17 protein-coding genes and 1 tRNA gene are annotated in these 24655 nt (G+C 56.6%); 12 read left to right on the top strand and 6 right to left on the bottom strand.

Annotated elements, in window-relative coordinates; translation table 11 throughout:
- The first annotated feature begins 38 nt into the window (after positions 1-38).
- Positions 39-1763: a ubiquinone-dependent pyruvate dehydrogenase gene (gene poxB / locus B0G80_RS11900; RefSeq protein WP_116118121.1), complete on the top strand. Its 1725-nt coding sequence runs from the start codon at positions 39-41 to the stop codon at positions 1761-1763.
- Positions 1764-1831: 68 nt separating this feature from the next.
- On the opposite strand, the gene B0G80_RS11895 is transcribed toward poxB, so the two are convergent.
- On the bottom strand, positions 1832-2800 hold the full coding sequence (locus B0G80_RS11895; protein ID WP_116118120.1) for an alpha/beta fold hydrolase: 969 nt from the start codon (positions 2798-2800) through the stop codon (positions 1832-1834).
- A 214-nt stretch (positions 2801-3014) separates the two neighbouring features.
- On the opposite strand from B0G80_RS11895, the gene B0G80_RS11890 reads away from it, so the two are divergent.
- Positions 3015-4400, top strand: a complete 1386-nt coding sequence (locus B0G80_RS11890; protein ID WP_116118119.1) for an amino acid permease — start codon at positions 3015-3017, stop codon at positions 4398-4400.
- A 150-nt stretch (positions 4401-4550) separates the two neighbouring features.
- Here the strand turns inward: B0G80_RS11890 and B0G80_RS45825 are convergent.
- A tRNA-Leu gene (locus B0G80_RS45825) sits at positions 4551-4638 on the bottom strand.
- Positions 4639-5188: 550 nt separating this feature from the next.
- On the opposite strand from B0G80_RS45825, the gene B0G80_RS11885 reads away from it, so the two are divergent.
- On the top strand, positions 5189-5719 hold the full coding sequence (locus B0G80_RS11885) for a hypothetical protein (RefSeq protein ID WP_147309861.1): 531 nt from the start codon (positions 5189-5191) through the stop codon (positions 5717-5719).
- Here B0G80_RS11885 and gmtX read toward each other — a convergent pair.
- The 4 genes from gmtX to B0G80_RS11875 all read right to left on the bottom strand — a co-directional run bounded on the left by gmtX (position 5696) and on the right by B0G80_RS11875 (position 11998).
- Positions 5696-6403, bottom strand: a complete 708-nt coding sequence (gene gmtX / locus B0G80_RS45255) for a gamma-mobile-trio protein GmtX (RefSeq protein WP_147309860.1) — start codon at positions 6401-6403, stop codon at positions 5696-5698. The genes B0G80_RS11885 and gmtX overlap by 24 nt on opposite strands.
- Positions 6387-9506, bottom strand: coding sequence for a VPA1269 family protein (locus B0G80_RS11880; protein WP_116118117.1), 3120 nt, complete (start codon positions 9504-9506; stop codon positions 6387-6389). Before B0G80_RS11880 ends, gmtX begins: the two co-directional genes overlap by 17 nt.
- Positions 9503-11062 carry a hypothetical protein gene (locus B0G80_RS45250; protein ID WP_147309859.1) on the bottom strand — a complete coding sequence of 520 codons (1560 nt, stop codon included), beginning with the start codon at positions 11060-11062 and terminating at the stop codon, positions 9503-9505. Before B0G80_RS45250 ends, B0G80_RS11880 begins: the two co-directional genes overlap by 4 nt.
- Before the next feature lie 690 nt (positions 11063-11752).
- Positions 11753-11998 (bottom strand): helix-turn-helix domain-containing protein, encoded by a 246-nt coding sequence (locus B0G80_RS11875; protein WP_116118116.1) that lies wholly within the window; start codon positions 11996-11998, stop codon positions 11753-11755.
- A 221-nt stretch (positions 11999-12219) separates the two neighbouring features.
- On the opposite strand from B0G80_RS11875, the gene B0G80_RS11870 reads away from it, so the two are divergent.
- The 9 genes from B0G80_RS11870 to B0G80_RS11835 all read left to right on the top strand — a co-directional run bounded on the left by B0G80_RS11870 (position 12220) and on the right by B0G80_RS11835 (position 24627).
- Entirely contained in the window at positions 12220-12834 is a 615-nt protein-coding gene (locus B0G80_RS11870) for a hypothetical protein (RefSeq protein WP_116118115.1), read from the top strand.
- Between the two features lie 114 nt (positions 12835-12948).
- Positions 12949-13314 (top strand): hypothetical protein, encoded by a 366-nt coding sequence (locus B0G80_RS11865; protein WP_116118114.1) that lies wholly within the window; start codon positions 12949-12951, stop codon positions 13312-13314.
- A 54-nt stretch (positions 13315-13368) separates the two neighbouring features.
- The gene (locus B0G80_RS11860) at positions 13369-13833 is read left to right on the top strand and encodes a hypothetical protein (RefSeq protein ID WP_116118113.1); all 465 of its coding nucleotides are present in this window, start codon (positions 13369-13371) and stop codon (positions 13831-13833) included.
- Positions 13834-14226: 393 nt separating this feature from the next.
- Positions 14227-14394: a BPSL0761 family protein gene (locus B0G80_RS48040; RefSeq protein WP_408968011.1), complete on the top strand. Its 168-nt coding sequence runs from the start codon at positions 14227-14229 to the stop codon at positions 14392-14394.
- Positions 14395-14573: 179 nt separating this feature from the next.
- Positions 14574-15383: a hypothetical protein gene (locus B0G80_RS11850; RefSeq protein WP_116118111.1), complete on the top strand. Its 810-nt coding sequence runs from the start codon at positions 14574-14576 to the stop codon at positions 15381-15383.
- Between the two features lie 184 nt (positions 15384-15567).
- Positions 15568-15915 (top strand): hypothetical protein, encoded by a 348-nt coding sequence (locus B0G80_RS45245; RefSeq protein WP_147309858.1) that lies wholly within the window; start codon positions 15568-15570, stop codon positions 15913-15915.
- A gap of 329 nt (positions 15916-16244) precedes the next feature.
- On the top strand, positions 16245-16808 hold the full coding sequence (locus tag B0G80_RS11845) for a helix-turn-helix domain-containing protein (protein ID WP_116118110.1): 564 nt from the start codon (positions 16245-16247) through the stop codon (positions 16806-16808).
- A gap of 382 nt (positions 16809-17190) precedes the next feature.
- A complete protein-coding gene (gene drmD / locus B0G80_RS11840; protein ID WP_116118109.1) occupies positions 17191-20373 on the top strand; it encodes a DISARM system SNF2-like helicase DrmD in 3183 nt (1060 codons plus the stop codon).
- A gap of 3 nt (positions 20374-20376) precedes the next feature.
- Positions 20377-24627 (top strand): Eco57I restriction-modification methylase domain-containing protein, encoded by a 4251-nt coding sequence (locus tag B0G80_RS11835; protein WP_181919949.1) that lies wholly within the window; start codon positions 20377-20379, stop codon positions 24625-24627.
- The last annotated feature ends 28 nt before the right edge of the window (positions 24628-24655 follow it).

Below are 24655 nucleotides of genomic sequence, written 5' to 3'. Positions count from 1 at the left end.
TCCGGAGGCAGCGTCTTTCTCACTGAGCGGAGTACAGCATGGGTAAGCAGACTATCGCGGATTATCTGGCCAAAACACTGGCGGCGGCGGACGTCGAGCGAATCTGGGGCGTGACGGGCGACAGCCTGAACGGCCTGTCGGATAGCTTGCAACGCCTTGGTTCGATTCGCTGGATGCACACGCGCCATGAAGAAGTGGCCGCCTTCGCCGCCGGCGCCGATGCCGCCGCGACCGGCAAGCTCGCGGTCTGCGCGGGCAGTTGCGGTCCCGGCAATCTGCACCTGATCAACGGCCTGTACGACTGTCATCGCAATCATCAGCCTGTGCTCGCGATTGCCGCGCATATTCCATCGTCGGAAATCGGCCTCGGCTACTTTCAGGAAACCCATCCGCAAGAGTTGTTCAAGGAGTGCAGCCACTACGTCGAGCTGGTGACGAACCCGTCGCAGTTCCCGCGCGTGTTGGCGCGCGCCATGCGCACCGCGATCGAAGAGCGTGGCGTTGCGGTGATCGTGCTGCCGGGCGATGTCGCGCTGGGCGACGCACCCGAGGAAACGCCGGCATGGGCCGGCACGCTGGAGCGTTCCACTGTGGTGCCGTCCGACGCGGATCTCGACCGCCTCGCAGATCTGCTCAACCAGGCGGGTGGCGTGACGCTGCTGTGCGGCAGCGGCTGCGCCGGCGCGCACGACGAAGTGGTCGCCTTCGCGGATCAGCTCGGCGCACCGACCGTGCATGCGCTGCGCGGCAAGCAATACGTGGAGTGGGACAACCCGTTCGATGTCGGCATGACCGGGCTGATCGGCTTCAGCTCCGGCTACCACGCGATGATGTCGTGCGACACGCTCGTGATGCTCGGCACCGATTTCCCGTATCGCAACTTCTACCCGTCGCATGGCAACGTGGTGCAGATCGACCGGCGCGGTTCGGCGTTGGGCAAGCGAGCGCCGTTGAAGCTCGGTCTGGTCGGCGACGTGAAGGCGACCTTGCAGGCGCTGATGCCGCGGCTCAAGCACAAGAGCGACCGGCGTTTCCTGGAGAATGCGCGCAAGCACTACGCGGACACGCGCAAGGACCTCGACGACCTCGCACGGCCATCCGCCCCGGGACGCGCGATCCATCCGCAATACCTCACCAGCATCGTCGACAAGGTCGCCAACGAGGACGCGGTGTTCTCCGCCGACGTCGGCACGCCGACGCTCTGGGCCGCGCGCTATCTGACCATGAACGGCAAGCGCTCGCTGCACGGTTCGTTCAATCACGGCTCGATGGCGAACGCGATGCCGCAAGCCCTGGGCGCGCAGGCCGCGAACCCGGGCCGCCAGGTGATCTCGCTGTCGGGCGACGGCGGCCTGTCGATGCTGCTCGGCGATTTGCTCACTGCGCGTCAACTCAATCTGCCGATCAAGGTCGTGGTGTTCAACAATAGCGTGCTCGGCTTCGTCGCGATGGAGATGAAGGCGGGCGGTTATCTGGAGGCCGGCACCGATCTGGCCACTACCGACTTCGCGGCGATTGCGCGCGGCGCGGGAATATACGGTGTCCGAATCGAACTGTCGGAGAACATCGAACCGGCATTGCGCGAGGCGTTCGCGCATCCGGGTCCGGCGGTGATCGACGTGGTGACCGCGAAGCACGAACTCGCCATGCCGCCGAAAATCCAGTGGGCGCAGGCCAAGGGCTTCAGCCTGTATATGCTGAAGGCGGTGCTGAACGGTCGCGGCGATGAGGTCGTCGAGCTGGCGACGACGAATCTGCGCTGAAATGCGTTGGAGTGGTTCGTTTTGACCGGTGTATGCGCGATCGCCTTCGCGCATACGCCTGAACCGGACTACTGCTGCCGGCTCAATTCACGCGCCGCGCGATCGATTACGTCGGCGATCGCGCCCGCGTGCGACACCGGCGCCAGGTGGCTCGATGCCATCGGCACGATCTTGGCGCCCATCCGATCGGCCATGAATTTTTCCACTTCCGGCGACACCGCGCGATCGCGTGTCGTGAGCACGTACCACGACGGTTTTTCCTTCCAGGCGACCTGGCTGACCGTCTCATTGAAGGCGCTCGCGGCGATCGGCACCTGTGCGGTGGCCAGCACGCGCGTCAGATTCTCGGGAACATCCGCGGCGAAGTCGGCGTGATATTTCGTGCGATCGAGCCAGAGGAAGCCGCTCGAATCCTTCATGATGCCCTCGCCCGCGGGCGCCGGTGCGGCGCGCTTTAACAGATCCATGGTCGACTCGTGCAGATCCGGCGCAATGGCCGCGACATAGACGAGACCGGCGACGTTCGGCGCGTTCGCACCTGCTTCGGTGATCACGACGCCGCCCCACGAATGTCCCACCAGAATGGTCGGGCCATTCTGACGCGCGAGGACGCGGCGCGTCGCGGCGACATCGTCGGCGAGGGAGGTGAGCGGATTTTGCACCGAACTCACGTGATAGCCCTTCTGCTGCAATTTCGCGACCACGCCGTTCCAGCTCGAGCCGTCGAGGAACGCGCCGTGGACCAGCACGACGTTGCGGACCGGGCCGGTCATGGGTGCGGCGGGAGGCGGTGTGGCGCCAACTTTGGCGGGTGGTGCGGCGGGTGCCATGTCAGGTGCTATGGGCGACGGCGCTTCGGGCGCGCTTGCCTCCGTGGGCGGTTCGTCGACCGGCTCGGCCGCGGGCGCCATGCTCGGTGCCATGGTGGGCGCGGTGGGTGCCGGTGCCGCATTGGGCGCGGTGGTCTGGGCGAGCGCGGCGACCCCCGTGAAGCAGAGACACAAAGCAGCGGCGCAAAGCAGATGTTTGGGCGACATGTTGAATCTCCGAATGCTGACAGCTCGACTAGGGCAACATACAGAAGCCCTGCGCCAGTGACAATCACTATCCTTGCCGTTAAGTGCGGCGCAGAACGAAACGCGGGTTGCTCCCAGTATTTAGCTAATATCGGCCACGGTAAAATTTCAGGTTCTGCCGGGCCGGGCCACAAGTCCGTCCGGGCGATCGATATCCATACACTGGGGCGCAACGTTGAATAGTGCACAGCAGCAAGAGGGCCTGAAGCGCGGGCTCAAGAATCGCCATATCCAGCTCATCGCGCTGGGCGGTGCGATCGGCACCGGCCTGTTTCTCGGTTCCGCCAGCGTGTTGCAGGCAGCCGGACCGTCGATGATTCTCGGCTACGCGATCGGCGGCATCATCGCCTTCATGATCATGCGGCAATTGGGCGAAATGGTGGCGCAGGAGCCGGTGGCGGGTTCGTTCAGCCACTTCGCGTACAAGTATTGGGGCGACTTTCCCGGCTTTCTGTCCGGCTGGAACTACTGGGTGCTTTATGTGCTCGTCAGCATGGCCGAGCTGACCGCCGTCGGCACTTACGTTCACTACTGGTGGCCGGGCGTGCCAACGTGGGTGTCGGCGCTGGTGTGTTTCGCTTTGATCAACGCGATCAATCTCGCCAACGTCAAAGCCTACGGTGAAACCGAGTTCTGGTTCGCGATCATCAAGGTCGTGGCGGTGATCGGCATGATCGTGTTCGGCGGCTATCTGCTGATCAGCGGCCATGGTGGTCCGCAAGCCTCGATCACCAACCTTTGGGCTCACGGCGGCTTTTTCCCGCACGGCTTTCATGGCCTGTTCATGATGCTCGCGGTCATCATGTTTTCATTCGGCGGGCTGGAGCTGATCGGCATTACGGCGGCGGAAGCCGACCAGCCGCAGAAGAGTATTCCGAAGGCCGTGAATCAGGTGATCTACCGGATCCTGATTTTCTACATCTGCTCGCTGGCGATATTGCTGTCGTTGTATCCGTGGAATGAAGTAGCGGCGGGCGGCAGTCCGTTCGTGATGATCTTCTCGCAGATCGGTTCGACGCTGACCGCGAACGTCCTCAACGTGGTGGTGTTGACTGCCGCGCTGTCGGTGTACAACAGCGGCGTGTATGCGAATAGCCGCATGCTGTACGGCCTCGCGGAGCAGGGCAATGCGCCGCGCGCGCTGATGAAGGTCGACCGGCGCGGCGTGCCGTATATGGCGATCGGGTTGTCGGCGCTCGCCACGTTCACGTGCGTGATCGTCAACTATCTGATTCCCGCCGAGGCGCTCGGCCTGCTGATGGCGCTGGTGGTCGCCGCGCTCGTGCTGAACTGGGCGCTGATCAGCCTGACGCATCTCAAGTCGCGCAAGGCAATGGTCGCCGCCGGCGAGACACTCGTATTCAAGTCGTTCTGGTTCCCGGTCAGCAACTGGATCTGCCTCGCGTTCATGGCGCTGATCCTCGTGATTCTGGCGATGACGCCGGGCTTGTCGGTGTCGGTGTGGCTGGTGCCGGCGTGGCTGGTGGTGATGTGGGCGGGATATGTGTTCAAGCGCCGGCGCGCGGCTGTGCAGGGTGGGGCGCGGGTGGTGGGGCGGTAAGGTGTCTCGAATGGCGTGAGGGGCGACGTTCGCGCTCACGCCGTTTGAAATCCTTGAGGTTTTCAGACGGGCCAGAAACGACAAACCCCGCGAGCAGCATGCGCTGGCGGGGTTGGAGGAAATACTGAAACAGCGGTCTTTCGAATTCTTTGGTGCCCAGGGCCGGAATCGAACCGGCACGCCTTGCGGCGGGGGATTTTGAGTCCCCTGCGTCTTTTGGTCCCCTTTTTGGGGCTACCAGTTTATACCGTTATTGTTTATCTACCGTGAACGACAAACACCCGGGGCCGCAAAAATTGATTATTCGCGAACGCTGAACAATGCTGTGGCAGCGCCTCAAAGCTGGAAGTCCCGAATGGTGCGCGCGTCAATCGCGACCGACTATTTCTGTCGCACGGTGCCCCGTCGCCCCGGGTTCGCCTCGGCCCTAGACACGCGATGGCCGCGTATCACTTCCACTTCCGGCGCGAGGGCGTGCGCGACGGCATCTACCGATGCCAGAGCGAATGCGATATAGATGATGTAGTTCAACGGACCAACTGAGTTCCAATCGGCCGCCTCCGGCGCGAAGGAGTGCGCGACGGCTACGAGCCGAGCAGAGCGATTTCGCTAGAGACGATGAAGCTCAACGTAAGGCGGTTACAATCGACGGCTGGGTCGGCCGCTCATTGGCGTCCGGCGGAACCGGAACGTGTGGCAAGGATGGCGCGTATAACCCGGGTGACGCTCGCTAGGTATTTGGGCATCTATTGGGTGTGCCGCCGCTGAACGCCCGGCTTCAGTACATCGTGCAGTGGTTCGCCCGCGTGTTAGAGCAACCGAGCGCAATTTGGTGGACCGTTCAACAGCGCGGACTCCACGCATCAATGCTATATGCGATTAGACGCAGACTCACCAGCCTTGACCCGACTTCAGCGCAGCTCAATGATGAAACAAAGCGCATCTGGTCGTTACTGTACGAAGCACTGTCACCTTCGGGAAAAGGCTCTGACGACTCCGATTGGGTCAATCTGCACATGCGGATTCACGCCGAAGGATGGAACAATGCAGTCCTGCGCCAGCTCCAAGATAAAGGGGATTGCATTGATGCCGGTTCGATAGTCCGATTCACCGTGGACATACATAGTCGCAGAGGATTTGACATTGCGGTCCCGGACAACTTCGTGAAGCCGGTTGTCCGAATCATGCGTGGATTGCTTGAACGGGCAATCACTCTGCTGGATGACGTTCAGGGCTCACAAAAGTTCCACCGCGCGCCAGCGATTTCGCCGGCAGGTATGAGCTGCGTCAATGGACTAAACGGAACCGACACGTTCTAAAAGCTTCAACAAGGCGTCTTTGATGCCGGGACCTGAACATGCCCCTTGATGGACAGCGACTAGCTGACCTTCATTTCCCCACGACAATCCGCGAATTGCCAATTCTATTTCGTCTATGAACGCCCTGACGCAATGAAGGTCTGCGTTCGAAACTTTCATTGCGGCTGACTTTTCTTCAGTTTTGGTTGCATTGGAGGAGTCGTGGTCGGTGCCATGTATCAGGCGTTGAGGGCTAAGCCCCTGCAGTACGTGGAGTTGAGTAATGGTGTTTCGAAGCGCAGTCCGCAGAAGCAATACTGACAGTCGGGCTTCCTCTGGTTCGATTCGATTCAGCAGAGAATCAGGAATCTCTGCACTATGAGGAAGCGACTTTCCTGTGACCCTGCCATGAGACTTCGAAAACTCGCACGTCCGCCACGCTTCGATGACGCCACGATATAAGCCGCCTGAAGCAGTTTTATTCCTGATAGTCGACTCACCAATGGACGAATTCGGGAATAGTTGGTTAAAAACCTCGACTATATTGGTTATCGTGAGAGGGCCAGAGTCTTTTGCGATGCGAGCGCAAGTCTCGTCGATGCGCTCCGATACCCCAATCGTCGACGTCCGAAACGTACCGCCCTCTTGGAGCTTTTGTATTGTCGCTTTGCGAACCTCATCGGCGCGATTACTTACTGTCTTCATCAGCGCGTTCCTCCGAAGCATTTCCACCTTCAAGCGAAGTCGCTTCTGCCGCAGGTCCTTTCTGCGCGCAGCTTTCCTCATTGAATGGGATGCCTCGAAACACCGTATCGTGGTCGAACGTTAAGGGGCTGAAGCTCGACATCAAGTCGGTTACTTCCTCGGCAATACCGAGCGACTCGAATGTTTCGCGGCCTTCAATCAACGATGCCAACGTTTGACGGCCCAAACGGTGTCGCAAGAAGTCTGTTAAAGTGTTGAGCGCCTGATTGCTCTCGGACGCGTCAAACAGAGCATTCGGAATCTCCTTACCCTCTCGGGAATAGACTTTCAAAATCGTAACGAGCCTCTCATTTGCGAGGGAGTTCACGCGTATCGATTTAAACCATTTTGCCGACTTGCAAAGTTCGTCGATGGCTTCAAATCGATGAATCAGTCCCCATTTGAACTCCGGCACTTCTTGTGTCAGAAGCACAGGTTGAGGACTGTCGGAAGAAGCGTTTAGCTTCATGGCCGCACGAATCTCCTGAAAATATTTAACGTTCGCATCCAGGCTAAGTGCCAGGTCAACAAGGACGTCGCTTTGAGTTTTATACTCCGCCCTTAACGACTGCAGGTTGTGTGATTCACGGACCGGTAGGGATTGTCCTGACCGTTCGAGCGTGACGCGCTTCTTCTCTAAGTCGTCTATCGCTCTCATTTGCTCACGCTGGTGGTCGACTGTTTCGCCCAATGCTACGCTAATTTCTGTGCACTTCAGTGCGGTTGGGATTAGAAATGGCGTACCAGTGATAAAGAAGCGGCACCTCCCGCAATCTCTAACGCCACCAACTGTATTTGGGACGGGGCCGAAAGCCTCACGCGATTCGCGCGGGCTACGTCCAACGATTTCTTCAATCTTTTGCCCCTCGTCGCATCGAGTTTGGCCGTTAGGACACACGCCGTTGTCGAGCGTTGCCATGACGCATGCCGATTTCACATGCCTCGCTGTATTAAGGTCTCTCAACGCATCATCGTGGCGGTGCAGAGCGGCCCGATGTACATTCTCGATGGTGGACTCTGTGAGGAATTGGGCGAATTCCAGCTGTTCGTCTTTTAGTGCTTTCACATAGGCGTCGGCAAGACATTGGCTTACGAACGCGAATCCTGGCTTAACATAATAGAATGTCATTACCCACCCGCTGTGAGCGGCAACAATGGTTTGCAAAATCCAGGGATGAACTCCGGCTTTTGCGAGTCTCGTTAGACCGCCTACACGTAAGCCGTGGACGTGGTACTGGCTTGACATGGGCACACCGTCTTTCCACGAATCAATCAGACGCGGAGGCCTCTTCTCCCTCTCTGACATCCGACGCTCCACTTCTGCCAGAACTTCATACCAGTAAAGTCTCAGGACTTGACCGGACGGTGGGCTTTCACGCAAGCTAAGCTGACCGGCCGGATATCGGAAAATGTAAAAAACTGCAGGTTTTCTCGTCTCGACCGTCTTAGACGGCACTGGAAAGATGTTCCGAGGAACGTTCTCGAATAGGAGGGGACCATCGACTGGGTTGTAGGTTTCCTGCCACTGCCTCATGTTTGACAAGATTTCTATTACTTCGTCATGTTGCCAAAACATCTCATAACCACTCGTCTCAGAGAAAAGGACTTTCCGGTCGTTTGTCTTGTTCGAGTTGATGTAGAGACCACAAAAGTCTTGTCCCGTGTCATTATCGTGAAATTGGCGAAGGACGCCCCGGCGAGGATTTGCGACGCCCGGTAATTCGCTCCAGTAGCCAGCGTGCGGTGAGTCATTGGGTATAAACGTTGAGGTTTGCAAGTCATATCGTAGCGAGTCTCCTTCGCCTGAATCCAGACGGCGAGCCTGGACTCCTCGGATGGGGAGCTTGATGAGAAGTAAAATCAGGTATGGCAATACCGGACAAAAGACCCGTTGCCCCTTATAGACCATCCAGTCGGCGAGCCTCAATTTGGGCCATGCCATATCGTTCTCCTTGAGGACTAACTCAACTTCGCGAAGCAAGGGCCCTGGAAGCGCCTTTTGATTGGACTGCCCCGGCTTCTGATGGTCGCCCAAAAACACCGAAATTTCGGTGAGGTCTGCGTTGGACAATGGCCAGTCATAGCCATTGTTAAGAATCAGGTCATTGTCCCAGTCGTCCACAACCGCCATATGAGGATGACGGAGCACAAAGGCGCGAAGGAACTGGTTTATGGTACGTAGCTTTGTAGCCTTTGAGACTGTTAGGCCGTCTCTTTTTGCCCACGCAAGAATCGACTCGCGGGCGAGATGTGAGCTAAAAAGAAGCTCGGGGTCCACAAGGGTGGGATGCTCATACCAATATTTCTCGAGGAGTTCGAAACCTTCAGTCGGCTTTTGTATGTCGCCAAAATGTCGTTCGTCGAGCCAACGTTCGAATGCAGCTTTCCAGGCAGCGTATTGGGGGGCAGCAGAAATCTGCCGACGCATGGCGACGATTGGTGCATGACGGCCGAACACCTCTTCAACGCCCAACAGTACTCCCAGGCGGCTGAAGGCACCCGCTGTACGCTCAGTAATGTCTTGAGACCATTTGCCTTTTGTCGCGGCGTCCTCTCTCAAAAAAAGGTGCACCCAAGAGCTGAGAAGCTCCCGACTAGGCTTAGTCTGTTTGGATTCGGTTGTGCAAAGCCAAAACTTGGCGAGCACAAGTTTCACGTTGCGAGGTAGCGCTTGGCCAAGCAGCTGGTCGCAATCTGCGAGGAAGGATGCCGTAAACGGCGCGCAGCCAAGCAGGCCCTGACGAATCAGCGCCGTCACTGTCCGGTCTGCATACGGCATGAGAAGTAACTCCGCTTGCAGCAATATCGAAAGCGCCTCCCATATCGTGGATGGCTTCTCCTCGGAACTTAATATCAGGGAAACAAGGTCGGCGATACCACCGGTAGTCTGAAGCCGAAGTTCGGGCCACGAAGGTGGGATGAACATACGGACTTCAATTCTGCGAAACAGCTCCGCTGCTTCTTTGGCCGTAGCCGCTCTGAGCGCGCACCATTTTTCGGGGTGCGAGCTGACCGTAAGCCCGAAGCGGCTGGCTGTGGTGCGGGTCACGACGGATTCACTCATAACGCTTTCGCCGCGTGCGGGGGGAACCGTCGAGTGATATCACTGAGAGTAGTCTCAAGTGATGTGCGGCGAACTGAAACGTCTGGATAAGATACGGAAACAGAACGCAGCGCTTCGTTCACCTGTGAGGGGGTGAGTCGCCCATATCTTTCTTGCGATTTAATATCATGATGTCGCAAGCATAGCTGTATCAGCTTGGGACCTTGGCCTTGGCGCTTCAGCGTGTTCGCATAGAGATGTCGGGCTGCCTGGGATGTGGTCCCGTTTTCCTTTGATGAAACCATGCCTAGCCGAGTTACGGCGCGCTGCAAGGCTCGCTCGTACTGTGCGATGCCCGCTGGAGCACCGATGGCCGAGGTACCCTCTGGGGAATTCGGATTTGCTTCGGTCGATACGAAGAGGAACGGGTGGTCCCGATATCCCAAGGCTCGCCTCCGCTTCATGGCCATCTCGCGCTCAAGAAGGTAGGCGTTGTACAGCTCCCAGAATGTTTGAGCCGCCAACGGGTCGGTCCAATGTAGGCACGAATAGAAGTCTTTGCCCTCGACAAGACTGCTTTTCCATCCTATGCGATATGACCCAGTACCTAATGTGCGGGGTGTAAGGTCATAGTCATGACGCAGCTTCAACAGTCTCGTCGTCCGGATTGGGCACCCATCCACACCTTCAATGAAAGCCAGTCCCTTCACTGGATGGTAAAGAAACACGGATGCTGAACCGGGGTTCTGTGGGTCTTCAACTACATCCGTGACCCAAATATGGAATGGCTCATGCTCACGCAGTCCCGCATAGTTTTGAAGCAGAAATATCATCATTGGGCGAATGTTATATTGCCCAAACGGAATTGTTGGATTTCCCCGCCTTCTCTTGAATCCATTCCACAGTACGTTCTCTACTTGGCTCGCGGGAAAGCTCAACGGATTTGCAAGCAACGCGTTTCCCTGCTTGTCGCCTGGCGGAAGTTGAACATATAGGCTTCGACTGCCGCATGAATTACCAAGATAGCCCAATAAGCTTTGACCTTGTCGGGTGACTGCGACAATCGAATTAAACATCCTTTCGCACGTCGTTGGATTGATGGCGAGTGGATTGGGTTTGCCGTTCTCTGCGAACAGCCATTTTGCGAAAGTCTCCATTGCAGTGACGAGTTGGCCCGCCACGTCGACTCCTTGACTTGGCCAATACAGTTCGAGCGGGTCGCTCAGCTTGTAAATTGTTCCGTCAAGGAGAGCTGAACCAAATCCCTGCAATAAATCTCGATGCTGTTTTAATATCGGCTCGCTCGGATTTAAAAGCGGAATTCGGACTTGACAATAGTCCCAGAAAAGGCCGACTGCCCTGCAAGCAACCCTCTGCCAAGCATCGCTGCGAGTCCAGTAAGCTTTCATGTAGTTGAACAAGGGCCAGTATGGTACGGCCAATTCGGGATGTCCGAGTGGCCAGAGGACGAGTAGGCGCACCATCCATCCGAACGGAACGTCTAACTCGCTTGATACTGCGCACTTTGTTATTAGGTGACTTTGGCCGGATAGCGATAGAAGATGATTCTGGCTCATTTCTCTGTCTCCTTTGGCCAAAAAAGCGACGGCCTAAAGCCGATTCCTGCATTTGCAGGTTCGTTTAGAATCGGCTGCTGACTTGATTAAGCTATAGCACATGTTCTCGGAAGTTGCAAAATACCTAATTCATTTGACGTTTTTTGATGAAATTATATTTATTTGCCTAAATAACTTAATTAGTTTATCAGGTAATAACTGTCTTCTATTTAATACTATTCGAATTGACAACTTATTTTTTCTGGGTTTTTTATTTCAGTCAAATAAAAAGTTTTCAATTCGCGATGGCGGGCGAGGTGCTCCGGAATAACCGCTCATATAGCACTACCGCCGCAGGCGTGAGGCGGCAATCCTTGCTTTGCGCGATAGGGAATACTTGTTCGCCATGCGCATTTGCCGCCGCCATCGGTGAAGGCGGCGCATGGGTTGAAGTGACTGCAGCGCTGATTCCCGATTGTCGTGCAAGAACGCCGGACGAGCCCCAGGAGGCCTCGCTCGAAGCAGCTGGCGCGAGTGCTTTTCGTTTCGCGCTCTTATGTAAAGGCGGTCGCTGCGCGCCTGCCTAGATTGAGGGCTCACCCCGCCAGCGCGAGCTTCTTGAGTAGAGGTAACTTTTCAGCAAGGACGACGTTCCCTACTGCGAGGCTCTTCCTTCACCCCGTACCCGAAACGTCGTGATGCGAATCGGGCTTAGCACTGCTCACCCTCCAGCAGCCTCGACGGGTCAACGCCAAGCGCCTCTGCGAGTTTCTGCAAGTTGTCGAGAGTGATATTGGTCACTGCCCGCTCGACTTGGCTTATGTAGGTGCGATGGAAACCGCAGTCCTCGCTGAGCCTCTCTTGCGAAACCTTCTTTTCTAATCTCAACCTGCGAACCTGCAGCGCTAAGCGGCGGCGCAGCCAAGGGTCCACCGTTTTGTTATCAATTTCGTCCATGCGCGGAGATTGTCGGAACACCGGCCGTTCGTCTACCGTGCACGCGTCTACTGTGTTTACATCTACTCTGCAAACATCTATAATTGCCTTAGCTCAGCTTGCCGCGAACAGCACATAGCGAGCCGTAAGCACGGTGCTCTCGATTTGAAAAGGATTGGGTCAAGGTCCGAGACGCGAAACAAGTGACGCATCTATCTTTGTGGGATGCGAACGGAGAGAGCATGGTTTTCATATTTTTCTGCGTGAGTGGGGTTCTCGGTCCGATGAGTCGCCATCCATCACTGACGACACGCGAAAACGCGCCAGAGGCCACGCGCTCGCTGGAGAAGGATGTCCTGCGGCTGGGAAGAACGCTTAGCAGGTATCCTGGCGCGGTGATTGTTGTCGGGAACGACTGGCCTCTCTGCTACGATTTCAGGAATCTCCGGGAAGCAGGTCATGGTTTCGGGCGGCGCGTAGTCAACGTCCTCAATACCGTAGGGAGTACGAAGGAGCAGGCGGTGCTGGATTTCCGCGCAAATCGCCATGACCCGTTTGTCATCCTCGCTTCGCAGGATTTTGAGTTTTCGCATCGCACCGCGTCGTCGCGCATTGATGTCGACCAACAGCGCGGGTTTGACGAAACTGCACGCGCCGCGCTTGAAGTCCACCTGCGCGGTTTCGGCGCCTGTGCGACCGACACGCTTTCCGATGACGATATTTTGCGTGCGACAGTAGGAACCTATGCCTTGCGAAAGGCGCGAGACATTAAGTCCCCAATTCGAGCAAATGAGGACGCAGCTTTTCAGCGTCGTCTTGCAGAGATGCTTTTCGACGTCAAGAGAGAAGAACGATGAAAGTGCAAGTCGCCTCTGATTTACATCATGAGATAACTGTCGTGATGTCTGGGTAATTCTCGAAGAGCTTGAATCGGAACAGCATGGCTCCCGAACCTCAACCGGAGACAACCAATGTCGCTTTATCTACATCAATCGTCTAGCGAAGGTGACGAAACCGTGCGTCTCGAATCGTGGTCAATCCGCCGGTTTGATGGTGGCGCCAGGCATTTCGTCGGTTTCTCGCTTGAAACTCATGATGGGCGGGTGAGTACGGAAATCACTGAGCTGAACGTCGAAGCTAGAACCGCGAGGACTGCCAGCGGACGCAAGTACGAGTTGGTTAGTGGAAGTGGATACAACGGCGATGCCGAGTATGTGTTTAATAGAGTCAAGGAAATCATCGGGAAGGGTCAATCCTGGAAGGACGTTACAGAGGAACTCATACCGGGTAGCCGTCGACCAAGGCAACGTATCGAGTGGCCCGAGGACGGGCAGTAAGCTGGCCGCTACTTCAGACTTGTGACTTCACGGCGCCACACGAGGAACGCCTGAATGGACCACGCCGAAGGACGGCCCATTTTGTGGAGGGCTCGCGTGCACGCTGGTGAGTACCTTGGAGAAGGCGAGGCGCTCCCGTTGCTGAGTACGGCGAGCGGGGAAGCCGGGTTACGCGATGTTCGACAGTTGCTTCCTTCGCCTGCGGCCTGCCACTTGGCTGCAATGCTAATCAACCTGAGCGAAACGTCCCGCGCCTATTACCCACTTGAGCCCCTAGCAACACCTTGCCCGCTGATGAGCGTATTCGTCGAGAGGATTTTAAATCGCGTGACGAACGAAGGAGAGCTTGTCGCCCGCGTCGATATTGTTTTGGAGGGTCATTTCGCATACGCGAGTATTACTTCAAAAAGCGAACTCCGGACAGACGTTGCTCCCGTAGCGTATGACCTCAAGGATGGTGTCTGGGATATCGTGCTTAAGGTACTCAAAGCGATTTTTCCCATGCACCGTGGTCCTTGATGGGGTCTTGAAATGCCGAGGTAAGACATGAAGAAAGTAGTGCCAATGAAAGTTCGCCAACCCATCGCTTGGCTTGCGGGCGCTGACCCGGACAGTGTCGCTGTATTCCTTGACTCCTATGCCGATAGCGACGAGTCAGGCGAAATTCGTGAGGTGTTTATCTCGTCTGAACCGTGGACGCACGAAACAGACTGTTCCCTCGGCATCAGGCATGAAGACCGGTACCCTGGCCATCCACGGGCCGATGACGACTGCCACGACGTAGCCGAAACTCGCGAGCACCTGGTCGTAATATCGAACGGTTCAACGAATCTCATATATAACGGCGTTGTCTAAACCGAGGGCAAACGAGGGGGAGGAAATGACGATGCCAGATGAAAGGGACTCGCACTAATCCGTGCGCGCGAACTGTTGGTTGAGCTATCACAGTCGCGAGGAAGAATTGGCACGCAGGCGTTGCGCGAACGGGCCAAGCACATATTACGTCACTATCCCGACAACGGCATGGTAGCGCTCATCGCCATGGAGACGGTGTGGCTAGACGTGCCACGACGGATATAGGGGATGCGGGAAGCATCATGGTGTAACGGAGGATGTCTCCAGTGCCAGATACGCGTCTGACTATCTAGCGAACTGAAGGATTTCGTCTGAGATTGCCGCTATTGCACACAAGTTCCGAAGCAAATACGTACATCGTCGTCTTCAATTTCATCGGTTGTCGAAGCACGGGGTGAATCGCAATGACCTTTTCGGATGAAATCGAACAACAGGCACTTGCCGCAAGGCGGCAGATGTTGCGTTCAGGTGAGCTGCTGAAGGAGGATGAATTCCGCGACCAACTCCGCGTCAGCTCTGGTCAGCTCGCGCGCATGGTCGCACGCGGAAGTGTATTCACGATAGAAGTTGATGGCGTCCATTACTTCCCATCGCTCCTGGCTGCCACCGACATTGACCTTAAGCGATTGTATGCAGTTTGCCGCCTTCTCGGCCCGGCGCCGCCGTCCTGCAGGCTCGGGTATTTGTCGTCAAGGCACGTTAACATCGGAGGCATTTCACCACTCGAAGCAATCTGCGATGAAAGGGAGTATAGGTTACTACGCCGGATGGCACGCGCGTACGCTGCGGAATGGGTGCGAACTGTTGTCACGATTTACGTGGGTCGCCACGAGGACGGACCACGCGACATAGAACCTACGTTGACGGCGGCGGACGAGGTGGACCCGAGGGTGAATCTTTGGAAACGCGCAGAAGATGCATTAACAGCAGGTGGCTACATCCATCCATGCGGACCCTATGCCAAGGCAAGCGAGGCTACGGCATACATCTCTCGACATCCCGCCGGCCAGTCGCCGCCCATTCCTGAGGCACGTATTGATGTGAGCGTCGTTGACGGCATCGCACATGCAAACGTCGTTCGTCACGAAGGGGCGACGTACAAACTAGACGGAATTCGAGTCGCTGACGAGGACGACATCGTCAGCGTCGTACTCTGTGTCGTTGTAGCCGCGAGAAAGAGCGAGTCCAAACCCGCGCGGCTGTCCAAGCCGTAATAGGCTGAAGCCAGAGCTGCCATACGGAAACGCTGCATTTCAACCAGCCAAGGTTATCGATGTGTGATTGAAACAGCCTTCTCAATGCGGGCAGTAGGCGCGCAGTTTTGCGACCACCTCGTAGGGCGAGGCCCGGAATCCGACGCTCATGATTGACGTGTAGCGCCACAAGGAGCAATTCGTCGTGTCGATTTACGTTTCTACTTCAAGTGCCCATGTGGTGCTCGAACGTTGGTCTATTCGCGAAGCCGGCAATGGTCAACGTCATTTTGTAGGCTTTAGCATTCTCGACTGCGATGGTCGTGTCAGCACGCCCATTCGCTCATTCGACCCAGTCGCGCGTACAGGGACTACGGCAAGCGGGAGCACATATCAACTCGTGGGGCGGGCTGGTCACGATAAGGACGCGGAATATGTCTGGTCTCACGCGGCGAAGGCATGGAACATTGAAACATGGAAAGACGTGACGCAGGACCTTGTTCCAGATTGGCGACAGGGACTAGCGGTCGATAAGCCAGTTCAAGACGACTGAGCGATGTTCTATCGATAGGCTTTGTACCCGTGATTCGGCGATTGGTCTGTCGCACAGCGACGAAAGACCGAGGCAGACACCGGCCGACGCAACACAGGCTTTGACTATCCGCACGCGAGGTCGCAATGTTCGAGAGGAGTCGGTGGTGGCACGTCATTCGGCACGAGCGCCCGAGCTGCTGTGCCCAGACGCAATCCGCGACGTCTTTCGGGCACGCCAGAATCACCGGAGCTGAGGCCACAACAGATGCTGGCGACTATCCAAAAAGTATCCGGCGATGGATAGTTACCCAAACTTGATAATTCGGTATAACAGCGGTGGAGACTTCAATGAAGGTGCGCAAGCTGAACCACAATCGACGCGGCGTTGCCGCTGACGTCAAGCACTTGAGCAGGGCATACCTGTCGCGCGAGGACGCCGCGCTTTTATTGCACGTATCGCGCGAGTACTTTGAGAGTCTTGTCCGAGCAGGCGAGTTGGTCGCAAGTGGGCGTAGGCGAGGCGAACATCCGATGTTTGCAATTGCGGACGTGCGCGCATATAAGACGTGGAGCAAGGCTAAGCGGCGTGCTGGATTGACTCGGATGATGGGCGCGACGCAGCGTCTCGGTCTGTACGACGCGGAGCTCGAAGATGTCTCGAGCATGCCAGCGCTTCGCGGCACCCCTGACGACGAGGTCATCTCGACCTCGGACGCCGCGAAATTGCTATTTGTATCTCGCCCGCACGCGGTGAAGCTGGTTGAAGAGGGAAAACTTCCGCTTCACCACATCACCGACCAGAATCGGTTCTTACGAAAAGCCGACGTGTTGGAGTACATGGCGAAGAAGAAGGCCGAAGCGAAGGGTTTTTTCGATACGCAGATTGAAGACACGGAGCCGCCCAGTCTATGAATACAGCCGGCAATCATTTTCGGCGCCAACGTCTCTTTCTCTTTACCTTTCATGCAACGAGAACCTGACGCTTCTAGTCATCTTCACTGCGCAAAACCGCCTCACATTCGGCCTTCATTCGACTTGCCCCGGGCTTCAATGGTGTTAGGATTTTGAGCCTGTTGTAAAGACAAATCGGTGCCATTTACCGAGGTAGCTGAGGCCGTCTCGTCAATAGACTAAGTTTTTTAAGAATTTCTTTATAAATCAAACTGTTGCGTCGATTTTAGATGTGACATTTGCTGCGCCGTCTGGGACGCTGCTTTCGTCTTGCCCACGTGCGAGCCTGTAAAGCGGATGTTTGCGCCCTAAAATGCGGTTCTGTTCAGCACAAAAGACATATATGACCATTGTTGAGTCAACCGGGGTGCCTGTCAGCGGACAGTTGGTATCGGTTCGTAACCGACGCTACGTCGTTACTTCCGTCGCCGCCAGTGGCATGACGGACGGCGCCTACGGCGAGAATCTTGTGTCGCTGTCGTGCGTCGAAGATGACGCCACCGGCGAAGAACTACGGGTGATTTGGGAGTTGGAGCCTGGCGCTTCGGTTCTCGAGCGCGCTTCGATGCCGGAGGTAACTGGCTTCGACGAGCCAGAGCGCCTCGAGGCGTTCCTTAATGCGGTTCGATGGGGCGCCGTTGCTCAAGGCGATACCCGAACTCTTCAGGCTCCTTTCCGCAGCGGCGTGGAAATCGAGGACTATCAGCTCGACCCGTTGGCGCGTGCCATACAAATGCCTCGGGTCAATCTGCTGATTGCAGATGATGTCGGTCTCGGGAAGACCATCGAAAGTGGTTTGGTGATTCAGGAGATGATGCTGCGACACCGAGCGCGAACGGTGCTCATCGTGTGCCCGTCCGGAATCCAGATTCAGTGGCGCGACCAGATGCGGGACAAGTTTGGACTCGATTTCCGCATTGTGGACAGCGAGTTGATGAAGGAGCTTCGCCGGACCCGTGGTTTGAACGTGAATCCATGGACGCATTTCCCGCGCCTCATCACGTCCATTGACTTTCTCAAACGTGAACGACCGCTACGACTGATGCGGGAGGCGCTGCCCGCGCCCGGGCTGCCGATATACCCGCGCCGGTTTGACCTGCTCGTTGTCGACGAAGCACATAACGTAGCGCCGGCGGGCACCGGGCAATACGCGACCGACTCACAACGGACGGGGGCAATTCGCCTGTTGACGCCGCATTTCGAACACAAGCTCTTCTTGTCGGCTACGCCTCATAACGGCTACTCGGAGAGTTTTTCGTCGCTTCTCGAATTGCTGGACAATCAGCGATTCGCGCGCAGTGTTCGGCCGAATCCGGAGCAACTGGCGGCGGTCATGGTTCGACGACTAAAGCGGGAGCTGCCGCCACGATGGGATGGTACGCCTCGTTATCCAGAACGCACCGTCGAACCATTGGAAGTGCCATACACGGACGCTGAGCGAGCAGCCCATCGAGCGCTCTCCCGTTATGCGGAACTGCGTGCTCGTACCGCTCGAGACGATGCTGAACGATTCGCGAGTGAGTTCGTTCTGAAGCTGCTCAAGAAGAGGCTCTTTTCGTCGCCGGAAGCGTTTCGCCTAACGCTGGAGAAGCATCTCGAATCGCTTTGCAACGCCCGTCGGTCGGTAAGTCGGACGCAACAGCCCGTCGTTGGCATTCTCCGTCGCCAAGTCGAAGCACTGGATGAAGACCCGGCGGATGACCATCAGATAGATTTCGCCACTGATGAGGCCGTTGACTCGGCGGTCGCGCTTTTCAGTCCCCTTACAGCTGAGGAGGACCAGTTGCTAGCCGAGCTCCGTTCTTGGGCGAGCGACGCTGCAAGGCGTCCCGATGCGAAAGCGGTCGAGTTGATATCCTGGTTGAAGGCGATACTTTTCTCCAGCGGGGGCTGGAACAACGAACGCGTCATCATATTCACTGAGTATCGCGCAACGCAGAAGTGGCTGCAGGGCTTACTTGCCTTCAACGGATTCACTGGCGAAGACCGGGTGATGACTATGTACGGCGGCATGCATAGTGACGACCGCGAGCAGGTGAAAGCCGCGTTCCAGACATCCCCGGATATCTCGCCAGTCCGAATCTTGCTGGCAACTGATTCAGCATCGGAAGGTATTGACCTTCAAAACTACTGCTCGCGACTCATCCACTATGAGATTCCGTGGAACCCCAATCGCATGGAGCAGCGGAACGGTCGAATCGACCGGCACGGTCAGCGCCAATCGAAGGTGATGATTTATCACTTCGTGGGCAACGGGTATCGAAAAAATGCACAGAACGCGACCGATGTCGCACCCGGCGACCTCGAGGGAGACCTCGAATTTCTGATGCGCGCTGCTCAGAAGGTGGAGAACATTCGTGAAGACCTAGGGAAGGTGGGCCCGGTGATTTCCGCGCAGGTTACCGAGGCAATGCTTGGTCGTCGGAGACACCTTAATACGGAACAAGCCGAGCGCGATAGCGAGGCTTCGCGAAAGCTACTTCGCGTCAGGCACGACCTTCGGGCTCAGCTTCAGCAGCTTCACGAGCAACTCAACGAGACGAAGCGCGAACTACATCTAGACCCCCATAACATCCTATCGGTGGTAACGGTGGGGCTGGCACTCGCCGGGCAACCGCCGCTGCAAGAGGCGTCTCTCGATGGCATCTGGCCCGACCCGACAGGCAAGCGAACGAAGTGTCCGGTCTTTCGACTGCCACATCTCACAGGGTCCTGGAGCCAGGCTACGGAAGGACTGCGACATCCGCATACGCAGGAGGTCCGCCCGATTGTGTTCGACCATTCCCTTGCAACTGGTCGAGACGATGTCGTTCTGGCGCACTTGAATCACAGGCTCGTTCAGAATTGTTTGCAACGGTTGCGGGCGGAGATTTGGTCCGTCACCGGTCATCATCGACTTCACCGCGTCACGGCGCGAGTGATTCCAAACCAGGCGTCCGATGTTCCCATTGTTGTCGCTCACGGTCGACTGGTAGTACTCGGCGGCGACAACAAGCGCATCCACGAGGAAATCATCTTCGCCGGTGGTGAGCTACGAGAAGGGCGTTTTGCGCGGATTCCTCAAGTTGGCCGCCTTGAGCAGCTACTGAACGTTGCTACTAGTCAATGTCCCACAGAATCGCTCCAGCGGCGCTTATTGGAGCTCTGGCCTTCCCACGAGGATGGTTTGCTTCGCTCGCTTGAGGCTCGAATGAAGGACAGAACGGAAACGCTGCAGAATCGACTTGACGAGCGGGCTACTCGTGAAATTAGCGCTATGCGCGCTGTGCTGAATGAGCTCCTGGTGAGCATCCGTTCGCAGTTGCAAGAAGTTAAACCCCAGCTCGAACTCTTTTCGATGCCAGAGAAAGACCAGTTTGAGCGAGACCGCAATGCGTTGGAGCGACGTGTCGACGAGCTCCCAAGAGAAATGGAACTAGAAGAGAAATTCATACTCGCTCGCTATGCCGAGCCAAACCCACGTCTCTTTCCTGTATCGGTCACCTATTTGGTTCCGGAAGCCCTTGCGCGCGAAGGAGCGGCATAAGCCATGTCCATTGCTCGTCAACATAACGAATGGTTGTCGCTAGTTGAGGCTTCGGGACCGTTCCTGTCCCTGCCGGTGCTGCTGCGAGTGTTTCCTCAGGGGCTGGATGCGCACGACACTGAGGTGTCCAAGAACGTTCGGCTCGCATTCGGTGAATGGGAAGACAGTCGCCCGGAGGTTGCGATTCACACCGCATGGCTGGAGTTCGTGCTCAAGAGCACACTCGGCTATCTGGACGACTATTTGCTCACGGGTCAGGCGTTGCCAAGTGGGCTGGAAGCGCGCGTTCAAGAGCATGGCGAGACCCTGCGGCCGACGTACGCGCTTAAGTCGCCCCACGAAGCGCTTCCTCGCATGCTGATAGACGTATATCCACCGAGCCAAGCGCTGACAAAGCCAGTACCCGGCAAAGCATGGAAGACCGGGTCGCCCGACACCCGCATGATGACATTGTTGCACGCGACCGGCGTTCCTTTGGGCCTCGTCACCAACGGAGAGAAGTGGCTTTTGGTTGCGGCGAGACCTGGCGAAACCACAAGCTTCATCACTTGGGATGCGGGGCTTTGGTCGGAAGAGCCACTTACCCTGCGGGCATTTGTTTCACTACTCGGAATTGGTCGCTTCTTCGGCGTAGCGGAGAACGAAACACTTCCGAGCATGCTCGCAGAAAGCGCGCTGAATCAGCAGGAAGTGACTGACCAACTCGGTCAACAGGTGTTGAAAGCAGTCGAAGTACTGATTCAGGCACTAGACCGTATTGATGTCGAGCAGCATGGCCGTCTTTTGACCGGTATCGGCGAGAAGGAACTTTACCAGGCGGCTCTTACTATCATGATGCGCCTGGTGTTTCTGTTTTCTGCTGAGGAGCGCGGCCTTCTTTTGCTTGGCGACGCGTTGTACGACCGCCACTACGCCATTTCAACGCTTCGCGACCAATTACGTGAGGTATCGGACGAACAGTTACTCGAACACCGGCACGATGCATGGAGCCGATTTTTGGCGACCTGCCGCGTGGTTCATGGTGGAGTGGAGCACGAGGCGATGCGTTTGCCCGCCTACGGGGGAGCATTGTTCGACCCCGACCACTATCCGTTTCTTGAAGGACGAACTGCGGGCACGTCGTGGACCGACACGCCGGCTGCGCCGCTTCCAATCACCAACCGCACCGTATTGCATCTGTTGGAGTCGCTGCAATTCTTGCGAGTACGCGTTCCGGGCGGAGGCACTGAGCCCCGTCGACTTTCATTTCGAGCGTTGGATATTGAGCAGATTGGCCACGTGTATGAGGGCTTGCTCGACCACACGGCCAAGCACGCGTCGTCGCCAGTGCTGGGATTCCGAGCGAGTGGTGGCGACGATATCGAAATTTCGCTGGATGACCTCGAAGAACGAGCGACCGCTGGCGACGATGAGCTGGTTGCGTTCCTGAAGGAGAAAACTGGACGCACACCTGCTGCCATACGCCGAGCGTTGGCGCAGGCTAGCGATGCTAATTTTCTCTTGCTGCAATCGGCTTGCGGAACGGCAGACGGTCTCTACGAGCGAATCAAACGATATTCTCTGCTACTCCGGGAGGATACAAACGGGTATCCAGTAATTGTTCAGCAAGGCAGTGTCTATGTTACATCAGGGTCGGACCGCCGCAGCACGGGCACACATTACACGCCGAGAAGCCTCACCGAACCCGTCGTAAAGACTACGTTGGAACCACTTGTCTACGAAGGGGTAGACCGTGGCGAAGAGCCTGCACCAGAGCGACTCAAGAAGGCTGCGAATATTCTATCTTTAAAGATTTGTGATTTCGCCTGTGGCTCTGGGGCATTCCTGGTACAGGCTTGTCGGTACTTGTCTGAACGTCTAGTAGAGGCATGGAGCCTCGCGGAAGCGACCCAACCGGAAGTCCCACTCGTCGTGCCTGAGGCGCTGCCGTCAGGCTCACACCATACCGAGCAACTCCTCCCGCACGACACGGAAGAACGACTTGCGCTCGCCCGCCGGTTGGTCGCGGAACGCTGTCTATATGGCGTCGATGTCAACCCCATGGCTGTCGAGATGGCTAAGCTATCGCTCTGGCTTATCACGCTGCACAAAAACCGTCCGTTTACGTTCGTGGACCACGCCATCAAGTGTGGCGATAGCCTGTTGGGCCTGCACACAGCCGACCAAATAGAAAGCTTCCACCTATTGCCGGCACGCGCGCCGGCAAGACTACACGATTATATCAAGCGCTTCTGCGCGGCCATCTTGAATGCCGCCCGGAGCAAACGCGAGCAACTGGAACGGTTCACGGTCCTTGACATGCACGACGCTGAACTTAAGCGCCAGCTTCACCGCGAGGCAGAATCGGCGTTGGAGAGTGTTCGCATTTTGGCCGACCTCGTGGTTGGAGCGGGCCTAGCCACAGCTGGCAGCGTCGCCTCACGCAGCTTTAACTTGTTGGACACCAACTTGGACGAACGCCTGCTTGACGTGGGTGCCGCTTTGGACGGCAGTGCTGCGTTACCGACAGATTTGCACCGACTTCAGGGGTTAAGAGAGATGTCTGAACGGATGCTGAGTCCGCCCTCGGCACCGATGACGCGACGTACGTTCCATTGGCTCGTCGAATTCCCGGAGGTGATGCTACAAAGCGACAACCCTGGATTCGATGCCATTGTCGGCAATCCGCCGTTCGTCGGCGGTCAGAAAATTACCGGAAACTTCGGAATAGACTATCGGGACTTTCAAGTTTTGTATCAGGCGGATGGCCGTCGCGGCAGCGCTGACCTCTGTGCGTATTTCTTCCTACGTGCAGCGAGGCTAATCAAGGACGGAGGAAACCTCGGACTGTTGGCGGTGAACACCATCGCCGAAGGAGATACGCGACAGGTGGCGCTGGAAGCAATGCTTCACCGAGGCCATAGCATCTATGCAGCGAACCCCAGCTTCGCATGGCCGGGCGCTGCATCAGTCGCGGCCAGCGCGGTACATTTGCATCGTGGGTCGTGGAGCGGCGTCTACCGCTTAAAGAGCCAGATTGTCCCAACCATCTCCGCATTCTTATCCGGCGAGGAGGAGTGGAGCCCAAAGCGGCTGCTCGCTAATGCCAATCAGTCTTATCAGGGCTCCATTGTGCTCGGTCGCGGGTTCACTATGAGCGAAGAGGCCGCACAAGAATTGATTTCACGCGACGCGAAGAACACTGAGGTGCTATTTCCATATCTCAACGGTGAGGGACTGAATTCCCATCCAGAGCAGAGACCATCGCGGTGGGTCATCAATTTCTGGGACTGGCCTCTTTCTCGCGACGCAGACGGAGAGTGGTCAACGTCAGGAGAAAGCCAAAAAGCGCATTGGCTTCAAGACGGCCGGGTTCCCGCCGATTACCCTAGGAGGGTAGCGGATGATTTCCCCAAGCTGCTTTCAATTGTACGGGCGCTCGTGAAACCGGAGCGCGATACCAACAACCGCGCCGTATACCGCGAGAAATGGTGGCACTTCGCGGAAAAGCGCCCGGCGCTCTACCATGCAGTTGGCCGAGGCCATGCGTTCCATCGCCATCCGAAGGACTGGGATGCAATGCTGTGCTCACCTGCTGAAGTAATTGTGTACGCGCAAACCAGCAAGACAAAGTACCCTGTCTTCATTAAGAACGATATTGTGTTTGACCAAAAGCTAGTGGTCGTTAATTCAGATTCCCGAGCGCTTTTTGCTGTACTTACCTCGAGTCTGCACTATGTATGGGCGCATGCGAGAGGCGGCACCATGCGAACTGATGCTGTTTATAACCCCTCCGACGTTTTTGAACCTTACCCATTCCCGCCTGCAGGCGACTCGCAGTTGGAAGCTCTTGGCGCGGCCCTAGATACTGAACGGCGCGCGGTGATGAAGCGGGACCGTATTGGGCTAACCAACTTCTACAATTCGTTTCACAACCCAAACTGCACTGATGCTGGAATGGTTGAGCTGCGCGCACTCCATATTGAAATCGACAAAGCGGTCCTTGCAGCGTACGCCTGGCAGGATATCCAACTTAGTCACGATTTCCACGAGGTAGCGTACCTACCGCATACCGACCGTATCCGTTTCACAATCTGCGAAGAGACACGTCTCGAAATCCTTCGGCGCCTCTCACGATTAAATCGGGAGCGGTACGAAGCTGAGCAACTTCAGGCAGCGACGGCAGTGGCTGAAGAGGGGGTGACCAAGCACTCACGAAGGAGTAGCAATCGTGCGCAAGGTATTTCCTCTGAGATTCAAGCAGACTTATTTTGACAGGGCTCAGCCCACATCGGGGACCACC

Origin of the sequence: Paraburkholderia sp. BL6669N2 (assembly GCF_003387275.1) — a bacterium.
Taxonomy (GTDB): domain Bacteria; phylum Pseudomonadota; class Gammaproteobacteria; order Burkholderiales; family Burkholderiaceae; genus Paraburkholderia.
This window is presented reverse-complemented; position numbering and strand designations above follow the sequence as displayed.